The organism is Trichocoleus sp. FACHB-6, from assembly GCF_014695815.1.
GTDB lineage: Bacteria > Cyanobacteriota > Cyanobacteriia > Cyanobacteriales > FACHB-T130 > Funiculus > Funiculus sociatus.
In genome coordinates, this window is the sequence record NZ_JACJOY010000097.1 from 171,337 (window position 1) to 188,749 (window position 17,413).

Here is a 17,413-nt window from a genome sequence, read left to right on the forward strand (position 1 = left end):
AATAAAGGCGAGAGGCTTTTGGGTTACCCGAAGCGTCTTCTCCTTTGCCTAAAAAGGCTTGGGGTGACTGCCCAGATTTGAAAGCTACAATAAACATAGGCAATGAAAATTGTCGAGGAGCAGACGAGTAATTATGGCAAAACAAGGAATTCATCCGGAGTGGTATCCGGAAGCTAAAGTGTACTGCAACGGGGAATTAGTGATGACCGTTGGTTCCACTAAGCCAGAACTTCACGTTGATGTTTGGTCTGGCAACCACCCGTTTTACACTGGTACACAGAAAATTATTGACACGGAAGGACGGGTTGAGCGCTTCCTGCGGAAATACGGGATGCTGGAAGGCGATCAATCTCAAGCTGGTGATGCTGGCTCCAACAATAAAAAATAGCGGGGTTGCTATGCTCGGTAGCACGACCCGCCTATGGGGTCGAAGTTATTGATGTTAAGCAACAAAGCTGTTTTTATGGAGCGATCGCAGACCAATGGCTGAAACATATCTGCTGGAGAAACTAAAATCCGTTGAGCAAACCTTTAATGAGTTGACCCGCCGACTGGCAGATCCAGATATTGCCAACAACCCAAACGAGTATCAACGAGTCGCGAAGGCTCGTTCGTCCTTGGAGGAAACTGTCAACACCTACGAAACGTGGAAGACGACAGGGCAAGATTTGGCGGGCGCAAGACAGGTACTCAAGGAATCTGCCAGCGATCCAGAGTTCCAGGAAATGGCAGCCCTGGAAGTAAAGGAATTAGAGCAAAAACTAGAGCAACTGGAAACACGCCTCAAAATTTTGCTTTTGCCCAGCGATCCCAATGATGACAAAAACATCATGCTGGAAATTCGCGCTGGTACTGGCGGAGATGAGGCGAGTATTTGGGCTGGCGATTTGGTGCGGATGTACTCGCGCTATGCTGAAACCCAAAACTGGAAAGTCAGCTTGCTCAGTGAGTCACTAGCGGAGATGGGCGGCTTTAAAGAGGCAATTCTGGAAATCAAGGGCGACGATGTTTACAGCCAGCTGAAGTATGAAGCTGGTGTGCATCGGGTGCAGCGCGTACCTCTGACGGAGGCGGGCGGACGAGTTCACACCTCAACCGCAACCGTGGCTGTAATGCCAGAGGTCGATGATGTGGAGATCCACATTGACCCGAAGGATATTGAACTCAAAACCGCTCGTTCTGGTGGTGCAGGTGGTCAAAACGTCAACAAGGTGGAAACAGCTGTTGACCTGATCCACAAACCAACAGGAATTCGGATTTTCTGTACTGAAGAGAGAAGTCAGCTGCAAAACAAAGAGCGGGCGATGCAAATCCTCCGCGCCAAGCTTTACGAAATAAAGCTGCACGAACAACAGGAAGCTGTTACTTCCATGCGTCGCTCTCAGGTAGGCACTGGCTCTCGCTCCGAAAAAATCCGCACCTACAATTACAAAGATAACCGGGTGACAGACCATCGCCTGAATCAGAATTACAGCCTCAATCCAGTTCTCGAAGGCGATCTGGAAGGTATTATTCAGGCTTGTATCTCTCAAGATCAGCAGGAGCGTTTGGCAGAGCTAGCTGCTTCTACTGCTAACTAAAATAAAGCTTCATGTATAGCAAGACTTCCCCAGCTGCATTTAAACGGCTGGGTTTTTTATTTAACAGGTTCTTTGGCAAAGCGCTCCGCTACCGCCAACCGAGTAATATGGTCTAGCAGCGCATCCCAAATCGCATCGGCCATCTCAGGAAGGTAGTTAAACCGCTGTATATCGTACTGGACAACCTCTTCCAGATTCGCTAATACTTCCAAGTTCTGGCAACTTAAAATCGCCGCGATCGCTTCCGTCTGCCAACGTGCAAACAACCGATAACTAAAAAAAGAACTGCACTTTTGACCTTGCTCGTTCAGGAATACCACAATCACCTGATGACGTTTTGGATACACCTTGACAATTCGCTCTATAGGCATAAAAAGCGCGTCAGCTGCCTCTTGGCGGGAAATCTGCCATCGCGTAGGTTTGAGCCATCCTGTGGCTGTGAGGCTACGAGGTGATCGCGTCTTACCAGTCTTTCTGCTGAGTCTGTTGCTCATTGTTAGCCACCGCTGATTTTTTGATGTTTGCTCAAAAATTTACCTGCTGTGCTACCTTACAAAGCCAAGCTGTTTCCAGTTCAAACCAGTCAGGCTATTTTTTTGATGACCTCTAAAAGTAGACTTAGCTTTCTTTAAGTATACTTTTAATATAGGTTTTTTAAAGCAGCCTTGTCAAGCTATAAGTTTAAATGTAATAAATGACAACTAAACTTGTAGATGCGGTTAAGTAGCTGTCTAGGCGTGAACATCGAAAGTAGAGAAAAACTGATTGAAATCATTAAACTAGCTCGTGGATCGATGAGTCAGCGAGCGTTCGGCAAGCTTTTAGGAGTTTCTGCTACCGCTGTTCAGTATTGGGAAAAGGGGGTGACAGTTCCCGATATGGAAAATTTGGCTCAGATCGCAAAGAGAGCAGGTTACACCTTGGAGGAGATCCTCAGCTGTTTGGAGGGGAAGCCAGTGTCAGAATCCTCAGATTTGAATCAGATTTTGAGACAAATTAAATATATGCCTCTGACTCAGGTGGCGATGATCGTTCAAGCCGCAGCTGAGAGATTTGCTACTGCGGCTGAATCTTCAGGTAGCTGAAGCCGATCTGGTTGTTGCGTGTTGCGTGTGCGATCGCTCCTGAAGTTGGCAAGGGCAATCTTTTGCCGGAAGCGGAAGCGATCGCACTCGAAGACCAAGAAAAAGTTAAATCTTTGCGGCGACCCTACCAAATGCTGGCGGCAAAACCAGCAAGCAAAAGAGCTTATCAATTGGTTTGTCCTTCTATGCCACTATCCCTAGCCTGAAATTCTGGCAAAATTGGTTAAGAACGCTTATGGGCTGGACTCCTGCTACAAAGCTGGGATGATTCTCGCCATTACCTAAAAAACAACTGATTATCCCGCCTAACTTTCTTGGCAGCCAGAAAAGTTTGACTAATGCTTTTCAAAATTATTATTTTATTGTAGTTTATTTTTATTAAAAATATAAAATAGATAATTAATGTATTATAAAACAATATTCTCATCACAAAAAATGTATAAATTTTCAAGTTTCAGTCCTAATGATTTGCCCGAAAAGCTTGTAAAGATAGCTGTCGTCAGGAGGTGCTAAAATGCCGCAAAATAATCAATCTGTAAACTGGAAATTTGATGCAAACGATACTTATTCTCCGATTTACTACAAAGAAACAGTAGTCGGATTTGTAAAGCCAGACTATGCAAGTAAAATTATTGAATTTCTCAATGATAATGAAAAATTACGCAAAGCATTTAAAATGGCTTGTTTTGACTTAATACTTGAGTCCGGGGGTGACACAAATAAAGTCAATGAGTTGATGAAAAAATACATAGAAAGCACCGAACGCCCCCAGAATGGGACGGGAGCGATCGCTTACCTCCTGCGCGACAGACAAGAAGCACTAGACATAAGTGATAAAGAGTTTGTTCGCTTCTGCGATTCTTATAGATTGTCGTGGAGAGAACTGAAAGAAATTTATGCTGGGAAAGAAGTTAGTGATAGCCAGCTAGGAGCGATCGCCAGAATCGTAGGTAAATCGATTGAGGAATTAATTGAAGTCCGGGATGGACACGATTAAGAAACAAAGCGCGCTTGTTTTAAGATAGCCTCCCAAAACTCAAAAAAAAGTAACTGTAGGTTGGGTTAAAATAATGAAAATCAAGGCTATAAAGGCAATTGTGGGGTTTCATTATTTTGCACGGGCGCAACCTACAATTATTCTGACTCTTCCAAAGTCGGTATCGGGGTGAGCGAAACAAAAACAGCCTGAGTGCATAAACGTGAAATGCTCCCAAGCAATAAGGTTACCCTACCGCCCCTACCCTTAGATTCTTGAATCTGCCTTGTGTAGGGTTGCCAGCACTCAATTTACAATTAAATTTTGTTAAGATTAACTCGACCAAGTGCTACCGCCTGACAGATAAATCTGTGACTGCACCCTCGTCCGGCGCTCTCATTTGTCCTGCTGCTATATTTTTTGGAGACTATTGATGCTGCGACTCGAACATATCAGTAAAATATACCCCACAGGCGAAATCCTCAAAGATGTCAACTGGGAAGTCAAAGCGGGCGATCGCATTGGCTTAGTCGGCGTTAACGGTGCAGGCAAATCCACCCAACTCAAGATTATAGCCGGAGAGACAGAACCCACAAGCGGGGAAATTATCCGTCCTGCCAGTTTGCACATCGCCTACCTGACACAAGAATTTGAGGTAGATCCCACACGCACCGTGCGGGAAGAATTCTGGACAGTGTTTACCGAAGCAAACCAGGCGCAGCAATCTTTGGCGCAGGTGCAGCGAGATATGGAAACCGCCACCCCAGAAGAATTAGACAAACTAATCCATAAATTAGATCGTTTCCAGCGACAGTTTGAAGCTTTGGATGGCTACGGGTTGGATGCGCGGATTGAGAAAATGTTGCCAGAGATGGGATTTACGTCGGAAGATGGCGATCGCCTCGTTAGTGCTTTCAGCGGCGGCTGGCAGATGCGAATGAGCTTAGGCAAAATATTACTGCAAAAACCAGATTTATTGCTGCTGGACGAACCGACAAACCACCTGGATTTAGAAACTATTGAGTGGCTGGAAACTTATCTCAAGGGACTTAAAAACCCGATAGTAATAGTTTCCCACGACCGGGAATTTCTCGATCGCCTTTGTACCCAAATTGTAGAAACTGAGCGCGGAGTTTCTACTACCTACTTGGGCAACTATTCTGCTTATTTACAACAAAAAGCAGAAAACCAAGAAGCGCAATTAAGCGCCTACGAACGCCAGCAAAAAGAATTAGAAAAACAGCAAACTTTTGTTGACCGTTTCCGAGCTAGTGCAACTCGCAGCACCCAAGCAAAAAGCCGCGAGAAACAACTAGAAAAAATTGAGCGGATCGAAGCGCCAACGGGCGGATTAAGAACGCTACACTTTCGATTTCCCCCCGCACCTCGCAGCGGACGCGAGGTGGTGGAAATTAACGATTTGGTGCATACTTATGACGACAAGATTCTATTCTTGGATGCGAGCCTGTTAATTGAAAGAGGCGATCGCATTGCGTTTCTCGGCCCCAACGGTGCTGGCAAATCCACCCTACTGCGCTTGATTATGGGCATGGAACAACCCACGGAAGGGACAGTAACTTTAGGCGCTCATAACGTCATTCCAGGCTACTTCGAGCAAAATCAGGCAGAAGCTTTGGATCTTTCCAGAACAGTTATGGAAACCATCCATGACGAAGTGCCAGACTGGAAAAATGAAGAAGTTCGCACCTTGTTGGGACGATTTCTATTTAGTGGCGACACCGTATTTAAAAAAGTTGCTGCCTTGAGCGGAGGAGAAAAAGCCCGTCTTGCCTTGGCAAAAATGCTTTTACGCCCAGCAAATCTTCTAATTTTGGATGAGCCTACTAATCACCTGGATATTCCAGCCAAAGAAATGATGGAAGAGGCAATCCAGAATTATGACGGCACGGTAATTGTAGTTTCCCATGACCGATATTTTATTTCCAAAGTGGCGAATAAAATTGTCGAGATTCGTGAGGGTGAATTCCGAGTTTATCGGGGCGATTATCACTACTATCTCGATAAGATTGCTGAAGAAAAAGAGCAGGCAAAATTAGCAGCCCTAGAAGCCGAGAAAGCTGCGAAAAAAGCTGCAAAAGCTGCTAAGTCTGCTGCAAAACGCAAGTAATGAGTTTAAAACGCCAAGATTAGGTGATTCTTGGCGTTGCTCTGAGTAAACCTCTGCGTTCCTTTGCTACTACAAAAACATACGAAGCACCCGTGCACCTAGCTGCACGGGTGTAATAATCGCGGCTAAATGCACAGATGAGTGAGTAAATCAAGTAACAGTAGAATTATTTAGCCGCTTTCAGCCTGCGATCACGCAAGCAGATCCAGGGGAGTTAGAAGCCATTTCGCGCCCCTTGAGCTTCTTTTGCAACAAAGCCAAGAACATTGAAGCCACCGCCAAAATGCTCCTGGCGCGTTTTCGCAGTGAAGTGCGGCAGAAAATAGCGCAGTTACTCCAGCTTCCATCTGTCGTCCGCACGACTGCCACAATGGTGCTGCATTACGCCTACGGAATTGATGCTGGCGTGATCGATACCCATACCAAGCGGCGTTGGGGTTTACATCGACAAAATTAAGAAAGACCTGATGCAGGTTTTGGCTCAATCAGAGTGGGGAAATTGTTTCGTTTTGTTGACATATCACAATCGAGCTGTTTGCAAACTCAAGAAACCTACCTGTAACGCTTGTGTAGTGGCTTGTTTATGCCCCAGCGCCATAATGGTTGGTTAATAGGTGCCATAAAGTGCGATAGCCTTGCGGGAACCCATAAGAGCGCCAAACTAAGCGATCGCGCTATTCAAATAGCTCAATATCACATCTGTCGTCAAGTAGGTAATAACTCCTAAAAACTCTAGTTCCAACGACAGAAAATCCTAAAACCTGACATTACTTCCACAAAATGCCGCTTCGAGTACGAAATCCGATGATATCATTGCGAAGAAATCACTGAAAATAAAGGTCATTATTGTATGGCGCAAGCACCTGTCTCTCCCGTGGTGCTAGTCATCTTAGACGGCTGGGGCTACCGCGAAGAAACTGACGGCAACGCCATAGCAGCCGCCAAAACACCCGTAATGAAAAGCCTCTGGGCAGCCTATCCCCATACGCTGATTCAAACCTCAGGCAAGGCTGTAGGGCTACCGGAAGGGCAAATGGGTAACTCGGAAGTGGGACACCTTAACATTGGTGCCGGACGGGTTGTACCGCAAGAATTAGTCCGCATCTCAGACGCTGTGGAAGACGGCACCCTGCTGAGCAACAAGAAGCTGCTGCAAGTCTGTCAGGAAGTCAAGAGTCGAGGCAGTAAGCTTCACTTAGTGGGGCTTTGCTCAGACGGCGGAGTGCATTCCCATCTAGATCATTTACTGGGATTGCTGGATTTAGCGAAGACACAAGAAATCTCAGATGTCTGTATCCACGCCATCACCGATGGACGTGATACCAGTCCTAAAGAGGGTGTACAGGCAATTCAAAAAATCCAAGACCGCATTGACCAAATTGGAGTTGGGCGCATTGTCACCCTCAGCGGTCGCTACTACGCAATGGATCGGGATCATCGCTGGGATCGTGTCAAAAAAGCTTACGATGTGATCACCCAGGATGGTTCTGGGGATGGTCGTTCGGCTCTGGAGGTCTTGCAAGCTTCCTACGCCGAAAATGTCGCTGATGAGTTTGTCATCCCGACGCGCATTGCCCCAGGAGCGTTAGAACCTGGAGATGGAGTGATTTTCTTTAACTTCCGCCCTGACAGAGCAAGACAACTCACCCAAGCTTTTGTCTCTCCGGAATTTAAGGGTTTTGAACGGCAGCTTCTCCAGCCGTTGAGCTTCGCCACCTTTACCCAATACGAGCCAAATTTACCCGTGTTGGTGGCATTTGAGCCTCAGAACTTGAGTAATATTTTGGGGGAAGTAATTGCAAATCGAGGTTTGCACCAGTTCCGCACCGCTGAAACAGAAAAATACGCTCACGTTACTTATTTCTTCAACGGCGGCTTAGAGGAACCTTTTCCAGGGGAAGACCGGGAACTGGTGCCAAGTCCAATGGTGCCAACTTATGACCGGGAACCCGCAATGTCAGCAGCCGCGGTGACAGATGTCGTCATCGCCGCCGTGGAAAAGCGCATTTATTCACTGATTGTCATCAACTACGCCAACCCGGATATGGTGGGTCACACAGGACAGATAGAACCCACAATTCAAGCACTGGAAACAGTTGACCGTTGTTTAGGACAACTTCTGGAAAGCATTAGTAAGGCTGGTGGTACAGCGATTATTACAGCTGACCACGGCAACGCCGAATATATGCGGGACGAAGAAGGCAATCCTTGGACGGCGCACACAACGAACCCCGTACCATTTATCTTGGTGGAAGGGGAGGGTTTAAAAATTCCTGGGCATGGCGCTGAAGTTACTTTGCGGAGTGATGGACGGCTGGCGGACATTGCACCGACAATTTTAGAAATCTTAAGGCTGCCCCAACCTCCAGAGATGACGGGTCGTTCAATGATTGTACCTGTTGGATTTGAAGTCCGAGCCAATCGCACGCCTGTACGAGTTTCACTGTAAGTTGCGAATAGCTAGTAGCGGCGTTGCATTTTTCTGACGATTAGCTATTAGCCATTCGCAATTAGCTATTTTTTACAACTGACAACTAACTATGACACTTGTTAACATCTTCCAATCTATTTGGGCGCTGTCTGCCGTCTGTCTGATTGTTTTAGTGCTGCTGCACTCTCCTAAAGGAGATGGGATTGGGGGTATTGGCGGACAGGCTCAACTGTTTACGAGTACCAAGAGTGCAGAGACAGCGCTAAACCGAGTGACTTGGGTTCTTAGCGTGATTTTTCTGGGTTTGACGGTGATTTTGAGCGCAGGTTGGCTTAAGTAGTAATTTGATCTCAAAACTCAAGACGCGATCGCTCACATTTTTACAAAATCGAAACGCGATCGCGATCCTCTCTAAAAAATTCTTGACGGCGACGTTAATCGCGATCGCTACCTTCCTCATAGCCATTTTTCCCCATTTTCATCTGGGGGGCGATAATCCTGTTTTGGCAGCCGAAACCTCGCTACCCGCTGCACAAATTCACATTTTGCCCCCGACGCTGGCACGCTGGAAAGATACAACCAACAGCGGCGATTACTTCTCCCAGATCAAGCCTACCCCGGTTGGTTATCTAGTGTGGTCGCAGTTTCCGATTAAGGTTTATGTAGAAAATCAAGATAAGTGGACAAACTCTGTTACTGAAGCGGTGCAGGAATGGGCAGTTTATTTGCCGCTTGAGATAGTTGAGCAGTCAGATAATGCTGATATCAAGATAGTGCGAAATCTTCCTGCCCTCAAACCCTCCTTCAATCGCAGCACAGGCGAATTCCAGCTGCCCCGCGCTCGGAGTGCCGAAACCCAATATGAATTTTATATTAGCCATCTTGATAAAAATGCAGTTTTATGCCACCGAGTCACCATCCAGCTAAGTCCAACTCAGGCTGGCAATTATATTAAAGCAGCTGCCCGTCACGAAATTGGTCACGCACTTGGTATATGGGGACACAGCCCTTTAGAAACAGATGCCCTATATTTTTCTCAGGTGCGTAATCCGCCCCCAATTTCCCAAAGAGACATAAATACGCTTAAGCGCGTATACGAGCAGCCAACGCGACTAGGTTGGAAACTGGTTAACTAATTTATTACTGGTTAATTCGAGATATTTATTCACAAGCACGCCCTGAATCATCAACCATAAACCATGAAGAGGCTGATTCTTTAGCTCTGCGCTTGTAACGTAATCCAGCCAATTGTATATTTTGAATCTTTCGCTCCTGCAACAGATCCTCATATAGCTTTACCAGTTGGTCGATGTTGCGACTGAGAGTATATTGCTCCATAATCCTAGCTCTGGCTTTTTGTCCCAACTGTTTTGTAAACTCCTGATGACCGCGAAGGACTGGCAGCAAAGTTCGCAATTGCCCGGCTACCCCATTAGTTCTGAGAATTATCCCTGCGTCCCCTTCCAAAGGATTCCCCTCCAAAACTTCGCCATCAGCACCAGCATCCGTAGCTACGCAAGCGACACCACAAGACATTGCTTCTAACAGCGAGAGTGAAAGTCCCTCTACCAGAGAAGGCAAAATAAATACATCCGCTCCCCGCAAAATTTCAATTCGGCGCTGCTCATCAGCTTCAGCTCCCCACCAGATGATGCCGCATTCTTCGTCATAAAATGCCTCTAAAGACGGCTTCAACGGGCCATCGCCAACAATCAGTAACTTGGACTCAGACCCCATTTCTGACTGCTTCCAAGCCCGTAGCAGTGCTTCCACATTCTTTTCTGTGGCTATGCGGCCCTGATAAACAAAAAGGCGCTTGGCATTCAACTGGGATTTAATGTTAGAAGGGCCTGGGCAATACTTCCGTTCATCAACGCCATTGGGAATCACGGCTATATTTGATGCAGCAACGCCCAACCGCTCCAGTAAATCTCGCTGCACTTTAGAAAATATAATTACCCGGTCGTAATTTGCCAGAAAAGGAGCATAAAGCTGATAAGTCAGCAATTGAGTTCCTGATTTGATATTGCGTTGCTTGCCATCAAAGGGGGTGTGGAAGGTGGCAATTAGAGGTATATTCAACTCTTCGCAAATTTCCGGCAGCAGGAAGTCCAGAGGGGAGAGAGTCAAGCTAGCGTGTACCAAGTCTGGCTTTAGCTGTTCGAGACTCCGCATTAAAACTTTTCGCGATTTGAGAGTGGGAAGCGTGTAAACCTGGGACTTGTATAGAAAAGGTAGAGACACTTCCAGACAACTAGGCCAGTTGCTGGCATCAGATACTTCTTCTTCTTGGGCGAAGTGAAGGAAGCTGACTTGCAGACCCCGGTCTAACAACCCATTGGTAACTTCTCGAGAGTAAGTGACATTGCCGCAAAAGGGTGATTTTTTTCCGATCCAGGCTATGTGCATTTTCTAAGAGTTTTGAGTTTTTAGCTTTGAGTTTTGGGGAGCCGGAGACTTCCGTTGTGGAGCTTTGAGTTATTAATTCAAAACTCGTCATTCAAAACTCATTACTTTTCTTTTCCTGTACCGGAAATATACCAGGTTAAGAGTCCTCCTGCGATCGCGATCGCCGCTAAACCCAGAAAAACTGTCTGTAAACCCAAAATCGTCTCAGCAACGCCCGCCAAAGCTAAAGGTAACGTCAGAGCAATATTAATCACATTGTTCTGTAACCCAAACACCTTACCCCGCATTTGGTCGGGGGTTTCTGCCTGGATGGTGGTCTGCATCGGGATAGCCACCATTGCCCCAAAAACACCCAATAGCATTGTCAAAAGTAAGGCAATCCAAAGCTGTTGCGTAAATATAGCCAAACCTACTAGAGATGCTGCCACTCCCAGCGAACCATAAAGATTCAGCCGACGATGGGAAAAATGCTGTCCCATCTGTCCGAGAATAGTCGCTCCGCCAGCCATGCCAACCCCGCCAGCGGCTAGTAAAAAGCCGAACTGGGAGGACTTCAGACCGGGGATAACCTCTGCCATTCGCACAGCCAGCACCGACAGAGCGGCAAAAATAGAAAACAAAATCACTAGCTGAATTAAAGCACTGCGGACGCGACCGTGTTCTTTCAGGTAAAGCAGTCCATCGCGCAAATCTTCCCAAACGTGAGGGAATTCGTGGTCGGGAGATTTAGTTTTTTCACCAGTGCGAAGAAACAGCAAAAGCAACCCCGCGATCGCATAACAGCCACCTACGGCAATTTCCTTACCAATGTCAAGTCCCCCGCCAAGCGATCGCGCCACAGTATCGGCAAATCCCAACAGTGGCTCACCCACCGCAAACCCCACAATCACCGATGCCATCATCGTCATCGTGTAAAGAGAGTTTGCCGACAACAGGCGATGACGCTCAACAATCAACGGCATCACTGACTGCTCTGCTGGTGCAAAAAACTGTGTCAGCGTCGAAACCAAGAAAGTTAACCCCAGTAAAATATAGAATCCTACTGGCAGCCCTGCCACTAGCCCCCAATCCTTGCTGATCCACAGCAAAGGCGGCATAGCCAAAACCAGCGCCCCCCGCAGCAGATTTGTGGAGACTAGCACCCCCTTCTTCGACCACCGATCTACAAACACACCTGCAACTGAACCAAACAGCACAGCAGGAATGGTAAAGGCAATCATAATCGCCGATACCCAGCCGCTGATTGTCTGACCCGCCGCCTGAAACTGATTAGCAACCAGCGCAATCACCAGCACCAGATACACCTTATCTGCCATCTGCGAGAAAACTTGACCGCTCCAGAGCGCCAAGAAATTGCGGTTTCTCAGAACAGGCACAAATCCTCGATCTGCATCTGCGTCAGCCTCATCAGCATCAACATTAGACAATGCAGGGTTGTGCCAATCTCCGTTAGAGCCATTGGATTGTGCATCTATCGCTGGAACTAAACCATCGTCAACGGTAGATTGGGGAAAAGAAACCTCTGGGCTAGAGACGCGATTAAGCGCGTCTCTACTGTTGTCAGGGTCATGAGGGGGTGTCAGGCGATCGTCAGACAAGGGGCGCGATGTAGTAGGTGTTGATGATGCAGTCAAACCCCGGCTGGATTGCTCCGTTCCAGGGACAGGAAGTTTAGAAGATCGAGGAAATGTGGGTTCCCCCGTTCGTCGTTCATTGTCCTCTGTCCTCTGTCTGGACAAACTTAGGGACAGACTTTTGGCTTGCAAATCAGAATCATAACGTTGAATCATGGTTTATAAAAATTCGGCTGGGACTAAAAACAAGCATCCATCAAAGCAGCAGAGCGAATTGATCGCCCAAACTGAAACTGGACGTACTGACGTAAAATCTGCTCTACACCAACCCAAGCTGCATGATAAGAAGGATGATGGGTTAGGGATAAGGGATGAATTGATTCTTCACTCATCGTTGGCGGTTCATCACTACTCGTATCAACCTGGGGTAGTTCTGGTTGAGCCAGCTTTTGCAGCAGCGCCAGCTCGACGGCATTCAGTTTAGTGTTCAGTATCAGGGGGGTTTGAGCATGAACAACAGTTTGGTAGTTACCGCCCTTTTCCTGCGCCACGATACCAGGCATTTGTGGCGAGACGGTGTTTTTTAGCGCTAGATTTCCCCTAGTCCTTTGAGTAGCGATCGCCCGCGCTTCTGCTTGCAGACGTTCCAGGGCTGGTAAACTCACCGTTCCCCCAGCAGCAGCACTAAAGCCAACCCGCCAGTCTGGATTGTTAAATTGCGGCAGCAGTGGTTGTCGCGTCACGCAACATTCTTGAACTTCCGGCGCAACGCCAGCCAAAGCCATCAAATGAAAGACACCGTGGGTAAGGTGAGCTAAAACTGAGGCAGTGTCGGGGGATGGCAACTGCTCCAAGCGGCGTAGATGTTCATTTAGTAGCTCATACAGTTCCTCCTGCGGCTGATCGCTCAATGCCTGACACAGAACTAATTCCGCAAGATATTGGCTTGCTGTCAGTTTCCTCAAGTCCTGACTTAAGCCGGGGTAAGATTCTATAGTTTCTGCCTGAGTTATTTTATCGAGCGATCGCCCTTTAGCAATCAGTAGCTCATTCACCACAAACAGCCCACTCCTACCACCCATCTTGGAGTGGTGTTTGCGTGCGCCGGGAGCCACAGCCCGAATTAAGCCAAATTCGCGCGTCAAAATCGTCAGCAGTCGGTCTGACTCGCCTAACGGCATACCCTTAAGATTAATTCCTGTTACTTTGTAGGTTCGGCTCATTAGCTTAAGTTTTGAGTTTTGAATTTTGAGTTCTGAGTTACAGGAATTTTTAAACTCAGCACTCAGCCCTCAGCCCTCAGCACTCCTCAGTCTTCTTTTTCCAGCGTATCGCGCTGACGGATCAAATCGGGACCGCGAGACGTTCCTAACCGCGTAGCTCCTGCCACGATTAACTCTATGGCTTGCTCAACGGTACGGATTCCCCCCGATGCCTTAATGCCTACCTGCTCCCGCGCCAGCTGCTTCAGAAGGCGGATATCCGCCACTGTGGCACCCCCCTGCCAGCCCGTGCTGGTTTTTAAGAATGCCACTCCTGCATCCATACATATTTCAGCTGCCACCTTCTTTTCTGCATCTGTCAGCAGGGCAGTTTCCAAAATTGCCTTCACAGTCTGCCCAGTTTCGTCGCAAATCTGGGCAATTTCTCGATGCAGCTCCTCGGTTTTTCCAGCTTTCAACAAACCCAGATTGATCACGACATCTAACTCAGTAGCTCCATTTTCTACCGCCTCTTGAGCTTCATATAGTTTCGTCCCCACTGTCGTCGCCCCAGTGGGAAAGCCAATTACAGTACACACTTTGGGATTCTTTCCGTGCAGCAAATCAGCTGCTTGCCGCACGTATGCGGGATACACGCACACCGCCGCAAAATTAAACCTGTATGCTTCTTCGCACCACCGCACCACTTGCTCGCTTGTAGCTGTGGGATTTAGCAGCGCATGATCGATAAACCCCGCAATATCAATATCAGGCTGATTTGCAGCCATCGTTTCTCCCCTCACTCACCTACCTACTGTTAAGTTTTATCAGAATTTAAGAAAAATTACTTAAACCCAACCGGAATAACTTCTAGCTGGTCTGTAGACTTCACCGTATACATCTAAAGATAGAGAACCGCTCTTATTTAGCCTGCCACAGGTTTGCATGGCATTTTCAAAAACTGTGCCGATTAAGGCGGATCTAAAACCTTCTCAAAACCTACCTAGCTACAAGGAGTAAAAATAAATAAAATGGCAAAAAAAGATACAACGTTAACCTGGATGGGCATCCTATTTAGTATTACCGGAATCGGAATGCTTATCGGCAGTTTTTTATCTTATAATTCTACCCATAATTTTATTAAAAATTCATCCTCTACCATAGGTACTGTAACCGAACTTAGACTTCACACTTCTAGCAGTTCCAGCAGTAGCAAGTCCAGTACCTATTACCCAATAGTAAAATTCAAAACTCAGAAAGGAGAAAGCGCAGAGCTTGAATCAAACGTTGGCAGTTATCCACCAAGCTTTCGTGTAGGCGAAACGGTTTCTGTTCTTTACAATCCCAACAATCCCGCAGAAGCCGAAATAAACTCTTTTGGGCAACTTTGGTTTACTGCTATCTTTTTACTGGGAATGGGGGGGCTTTTTGCCGGAATAGGCTTAAGTTTACTCGCTGGCCCTTTAGCATTTAGATTATCATCAAATAACAAGGCTGCAAAGCTGCAAGCTAATGGCAAGAAGATAGTAACTAAATTCACTGGAGTGGAATTAAATACATTTTTAACAGTCAACGGTTCCTCTCCTTACCAGATAACTTCCCAATGGTTTGACCCGGAGACTAATGAAGTTTACGTTTATCACAGTGAAAATATTTGGTTTGATCCGGAAGAATTTATCAAATCTGAAACAATAGATGTATATGTAGACCCCAACGATATGAAAAAATATCACATGGATATATCGTTTTTACCAAAATTGGCGAATTAAAATTTCCCAGGGAAATTTGATTCCGCTTCTCGCATCCTTAAGCTTCCGCCCCCGGCTTTGGCAACCCCTCAGACAGAAGCTCTTTTAATAATTAAAATTGGTTGAATCTCCCGCTGAGACATGGCAAGATTTACTAACCATGTGATCAAGTACAACAGCCATAAAATGATTCAATAACTCTGCTCTAGAGGCCAGCATAACTCGGATATTTAAGTATATCGGTGACAAGTGGGAGAGATATTGGAAAGTGCTAGTAGGTTAGGTTGAGAAACCCAACCTACAATGATTCTTAACTGTTCACTTTTTTCCCCTGCCACTAACCTCAAATGGCGTGTACCTTCCTCCCAAAGCTTCTACAATGGTGCGGGTATTAGCAACCATCATGTTTATGTAAGAATCAGCGTCACTTCCATCGGCACCAATCGAGTCAGAATATAGTTGACGCGGTGCTAATTTTATGCCTGATTCTTGCGCTACAGTAGTAATTAAAGCTGGGTTAATTGTTGTTTCTGCAAAAATTGCAGAAACACCAGCCACTTTAACAGATTCTACCAATTTTCGTACTGTTTGAGCGCTAGGTTGTTCTTCCGTACTGATGCCAATCAAAGTACCAGCAACTGGGATTCCATAACCACGGCCATAATATTGAAAAGCGTCGTGAGTTGTTATTAATTTCCGCTTATTTTCTGGAATGGTTTTAATTTGCTGGGTAATCCAGCTATCAAGTTGTTTTAACTCAGCAGTGAGTAATTCTGCATTTTGAGTAAATTTCTCTTTGTCTTCTGGTGATACTTCAATTAACGCATCGCGAATGGCATTAACCATTTGGATGGCGTTATCAGCATCTCCCCAAACATGGGGATCTGGCACTACTTCCCCTTTGCCTTTATCCAGTTGCAAAGACTTTACCACTTCCCCTACAGCCACTTTCCGAGCTTTGCCGCCAGAGGCGTTCATCAGCTTAATCAACCCTGGTTCTAAGTTGTAGCCGTTATACAAAATCAGGTTTGCTTTCTCTAAAGCCTGAGAGTCTTGTGGCACTGGTTCGTAAACGTGGGGATCTGTTCCTGGCTTGAGAATGCCCTTAAGCTGAATCTCTTCTCCTCCCACCCGTTCAGTTAAGTCTTCGATGATGGTGCTGGTGGCAACTACGTCAGGTTTGCCGTCTGCTGCTCGATTGGTACTTTCTGAGGAGGGCTGGTTACAACTGAATAGGGCAAAAGGTAGAAGCAGCCCCAGCCCCAACCAGGTAAGGTGGGCAAAAGAAAGAATTTTTGGCTTTCTCTTATTTCTTTTTTTCTTTTTTAGGTTTTCTTCCATCTTTCTACTGTGAAGGTGCTGCACAATTAATCTTGCCTATCTTTTAGATTATTTCCATTTATAGATGTTTTCATAATCCTTTCATTTTTAGATTATGCTCAAGGAAAGCAAGATCGAACCACACTAATGAGTACCGTCACTTTTTCACCTGATGCGGATTGGACAAAAATGGTATGCCATCTGAGAGATGTGCCTGTGGCGGCGACAGGTGCAACAAGCATTAACGTCAGCCACTTGGGAGTTCAGTACCGCACGGTAGAGGCGCTGCGAGATGTCAGTTTTGCGGTGAAATCGGGGCGACTGACGGGAATTATTGGACCCAATGGTGCTGGTAAAAGTACGCTGATGAAGGCGATGTTGGGGTTGATTCCGGCTGCTGCTGGCAGTGTACTGTATAACGAGCGCCCGTTGATGGAGCAAAGGGAACTGGTTGCTTATGTGCCGCAGCGATCGCAAATAGACTGGACTTACCCCGCTACTGTCTGGGATGCGGTAATGATGGGTAGGGTGAAGAAAACTGGCTGGTTTCGTCGCTTCTCAAACGTTAGCAGACGAGTAGCGGCAGATGCTATCGAGCGTGTGGGGATGAGCGCTTATCGCGATCGCCCGATTGGGCAACTCTCAGGCGGACAACAGCAACGGGTATTCTTAGCCAGAGCGATCGCTCAGCAAGCGGAGATTTTCTGTTTTGATGAGCCGTTTGCGGGAATCGATCAGAAAACTCAGTCGATTATTTTTGACATCTTCCACGAACTCGCCGACGCCAATAAAACTGTTCTAGTCGTCAACCACGACTTAGGGGAATCTATCACCCACTTTGATGATTTGATTTTACTAAATACTGATTTAATTGCCAGTGGTTCGCGCCAAGAGGTGCTAAGTCAGGAAAACCTTTACCGCGCCTATGGGGGCAAGGTTGCATTTTTTGCAGCTTAGAAA

18 protein-coding genes and 1 pseudogene are annotated in these 17,413 nt (G+C 46.6%); 13 read left to right on the forward strand and 6 right to left on the reverse strand.

Annotated features, from left to right (window positions below):
- The first annotated feature begins 133 nt into the window (after positions 1–133).
- Positions 134–388: a 50S ribosomal protein L31 gene (gene rpmE, locus H6F66_RS19670; RefSeq protein ID WP_190424391.1), complete on the forward strand. Its 255-nt coding sequence runs from the start codon at positions 134–136 to the stop codon at positions 386–388.
- Positions 389–482: 94 nt separating this feature from the next.
- Positions 483–1,580: a peptide chain release factor 1 gene (prfA, locus tag H6F66_RS19675; RefSeq protein WP_190424393.1), complete on the forward strand. Its 1,098-nt coding sequence runs from the start codon at positions 483–485 to the stop codon at positions 1,578–1,580.
- Between the two features lie 56 nt (positions 1,581–1,636).
- Here the strand turns inward: prfA and H6F66_RS19680 are convergent, their stop codons facing one another.
- Positions 1,637–2,074 (reverse strand): hypothetical protein, encoded by a 438-nt coding sequence (locus tag H6F66_RS19680; RefSeq protein WP_190424395.1) that lies wholly within the window; start codon positions 2,072–2,074, stop codon positions 1,637–1,639.
- Positions 2,075–2,317: 243 nt separating this feature from the next.
- Here H6F66_RS19680 and H6F66_RS19685 point away from each other — a divergent pair, with 243 nt between their 5' ends.
- The 9 genes and pseudogenes from H6F66_RS19685 (at position 2,318) to H6F66_RS19725 (ending at position 9,336) form a co-directional block, all read left to right on the forward strand.
- Complete coding sequence (locus H6F66_RS19685; protein WP_190424397.1) at positions 2,318–2,665, forward strand: helix-turn-helix transcriptional regulator; 348 nt, start codon at positions 2,318–2,320, stop codon at positions 2,663–2,665.
- Between the two features lie 14 nt (positions 2,666–2,679).
- The gene (locus H6F66_RS19690) at positions 2,680–2,871 is read left to right on the forward strand and encodes a hypothetical protein (RefSeq protein WP_190424399.1); all 192 of its coding nucleotides are present in this window, start codon (positions 2,680–2,682) and stop codon (positions 2,869–2,871) included.
- 308 nt (positions 2,872–3,179) lie between these two features.
- Positions 3,180–3,662 carry a hypothetical protein gene (locus H6F66_RS19695; protein WP_190424401.1) on the forward strand — a complete coding sequence of 161 codons (483 nt, stop codon included), beginning with the start codon at positions 3,180–3,182 and terminating at the stop codon, positions 3,660–3,662.
- Positions 3,663–4,074: 412 nt separating this feature from the next.
- The gene (locus tag H6F66_RS19700; RefSeq protein ID WP_190424403.1) at positions 4,075–5,769 is read left to right on the forward strand and encodes an ABC-F family ATP-binding cassette domain-containing protein; all 1,695 of its coding nucleotides are present in this window, start codon (positions 4,075–4,077) and stop codon (positions 5,767–5,769) included.
- A gap of 157 nt (positions 5,770–5,926) precedes the next feature.
- Positions 5,927–6,226 (forward strand): annotated as a pseudogene (locus H6F66_RS19705) (endonuclease III); the annotation flags it as partial.
- A gap of 126 nt (positions 6,227–6,352) precedes the next feature.
- The gene (locus H6F66_RS19710) at positions 6,353–6,496 is read left to right on the forward strand and encodes a hypothetical protein (RefSeq protein ID WP_190424405.1); all 144 of its coding nucleotides are present in this window, start codon (positions 6,353–6,355) and stop codon (positions 6,494–6,496) included.
- Positions 6,497–6,619: 123 nt separating this feature from the next.
- Positions 6,620–8,218, forward strand: a complete 1,599-nt coding sequence (gpmI, locus tag H6F66_RS19715; protein WP_190424406.1) for a 2,3-bisphosphoglycerate-independent phosphoglycerate mutase — start codon at positions 6,620–6,622, stop codon at positions 8,216–8,218.
- A 91-nt stretch (positions 8,219–8,309) separates the two neighbouring features.
- The gene (gene secG, locus H6F66_RS19720) at positions 8,310–8,540 is read left to right on the forward strand and encodes a preprotein translocase subunit SecG (RefSeq protein ID WP_190424408.1); all 231 of its coding nucleotides are present in this window, start codon (positions 8,310–8,312) and stop codon (positions 8,538–8,540) included.
- 118 nt (positions 8,541–8,658) lie between these two features.
- Complete coding sequence (locus tag H6F66_RS19725) at positions 8,659–9,336, forward strand: matrixin family metalloprotease (RefSeq protein WP_347269409.1); 678 nt, start codon at positions 8,659–8,661, stop codon at positions 9,334–9,336.
- A 25-nt stretch (positions 9,337–9,361) separates the two neighbouring features.
- Here the strand turns inward: H6F66_RS19725 and H6F66_RS19730 are convergent, their stop codons facing one another.
- From H6F66_RS19730 to deoC, 4 genes are all read right to left on the reverse strand, one after another.
- Positions 9,362–10,609, reverse strand: coding sequence for a glycosyltransferase family 4 protein (locus H6F66_RS19730; protein WP_190424410.1), 1,248 nt, complete (start codon positions 10,607–10,609; stop codon positions 9,362–9,364).
- A 101-nt stretch (positions 10,610–10,710) separates the two neighbouring features.
- Complete coding sequence (locus H6F66_RS19735) at positions 10,711–12,399, reverse strand: MFS transporter (RefSeq protein ID WP_190424411.1); 1,689 nt, start codon at positions 12,397–12,399, stop codon at positions 10,711–10,713.
- A 23-nt stretch (positions 12,400–12,422) separates the two neighbouring features.
- On the reverse strand, positions 12,423–13,406 hold the full coding sequence (gene recO, locus H6F66_RS19740) for a DNA repair protein RecO (RefSeq protein ID WP_190424412.1): 984 nt from the start codon (positions 13,404–13,406) through the stop codon (positions 12,423–12,425).
- An 86-nt stretch (positions 13,407–13,492) separates the two neighbouring features.
- On the reverse strand, positions 13,493–14,173 hold the full coding sequence (gene deoC, locus H6F66_RS19745; RefSeq protein WP_190424413.1) for a deoxyribose-phosphate aldolase: 681 nt from the start codon (positions 14,171–14,173) through the stop codon (positions 13,493–13,495).
- Positions 14,174–14,416: 243 nt separating this feature from the next.
- Between deoC and H6F66_RS19750 the strand changes: the two genes are divergently transcribed.
- Positions 14,417–15,154 (forward strand): DUF3592 domain-containing protein, encoded by a 738-nt coding sequence (locus H6F66_RS19750; RefSeq protein ID WP_190424414.1) that lies wholly within the window; start codon positions 14,417–14,419, stop codon positions 15,152–15,154.
- A gap of 297 nt (positions 15,155–15,451) precedes the next feature.
- Here H6F66_RS19750 and H6F66_RS19755 read toward each other — a convergent pair whose 3' ends face one another.
- On the reverse strand, positions 15,452–16,474 hold the full coding sequence (locus tag H6F66_RS19755) for a metal ABC transporter substrate-binding protein (protein WP_190424415.1): 1,023 nt from the start codon (positions 16,472–16,474) through the stop codon (positions 15,452–15,454).
- 168 nt (positions 16,475–16,642) lie between these two features.
- Here H6F66_RS19755 and H6F66_RS19760 point away from each other — a divergent pair, with 168 nt between their 5' ends.
- Positions 16,643–17,410, forward strand: coding sequence for a metal ABC transporter ATP-binding protein (locus tag H6F66_RS19760; RefSeq protein ID WP_199294923.1), 768 nt, complete (start codon positions 16,643–16,645; stop codon positions 17,408–17,410).
- The last annotated feature ends 3 nt before the right edge of the window (positions 17,411–17,413 follow it).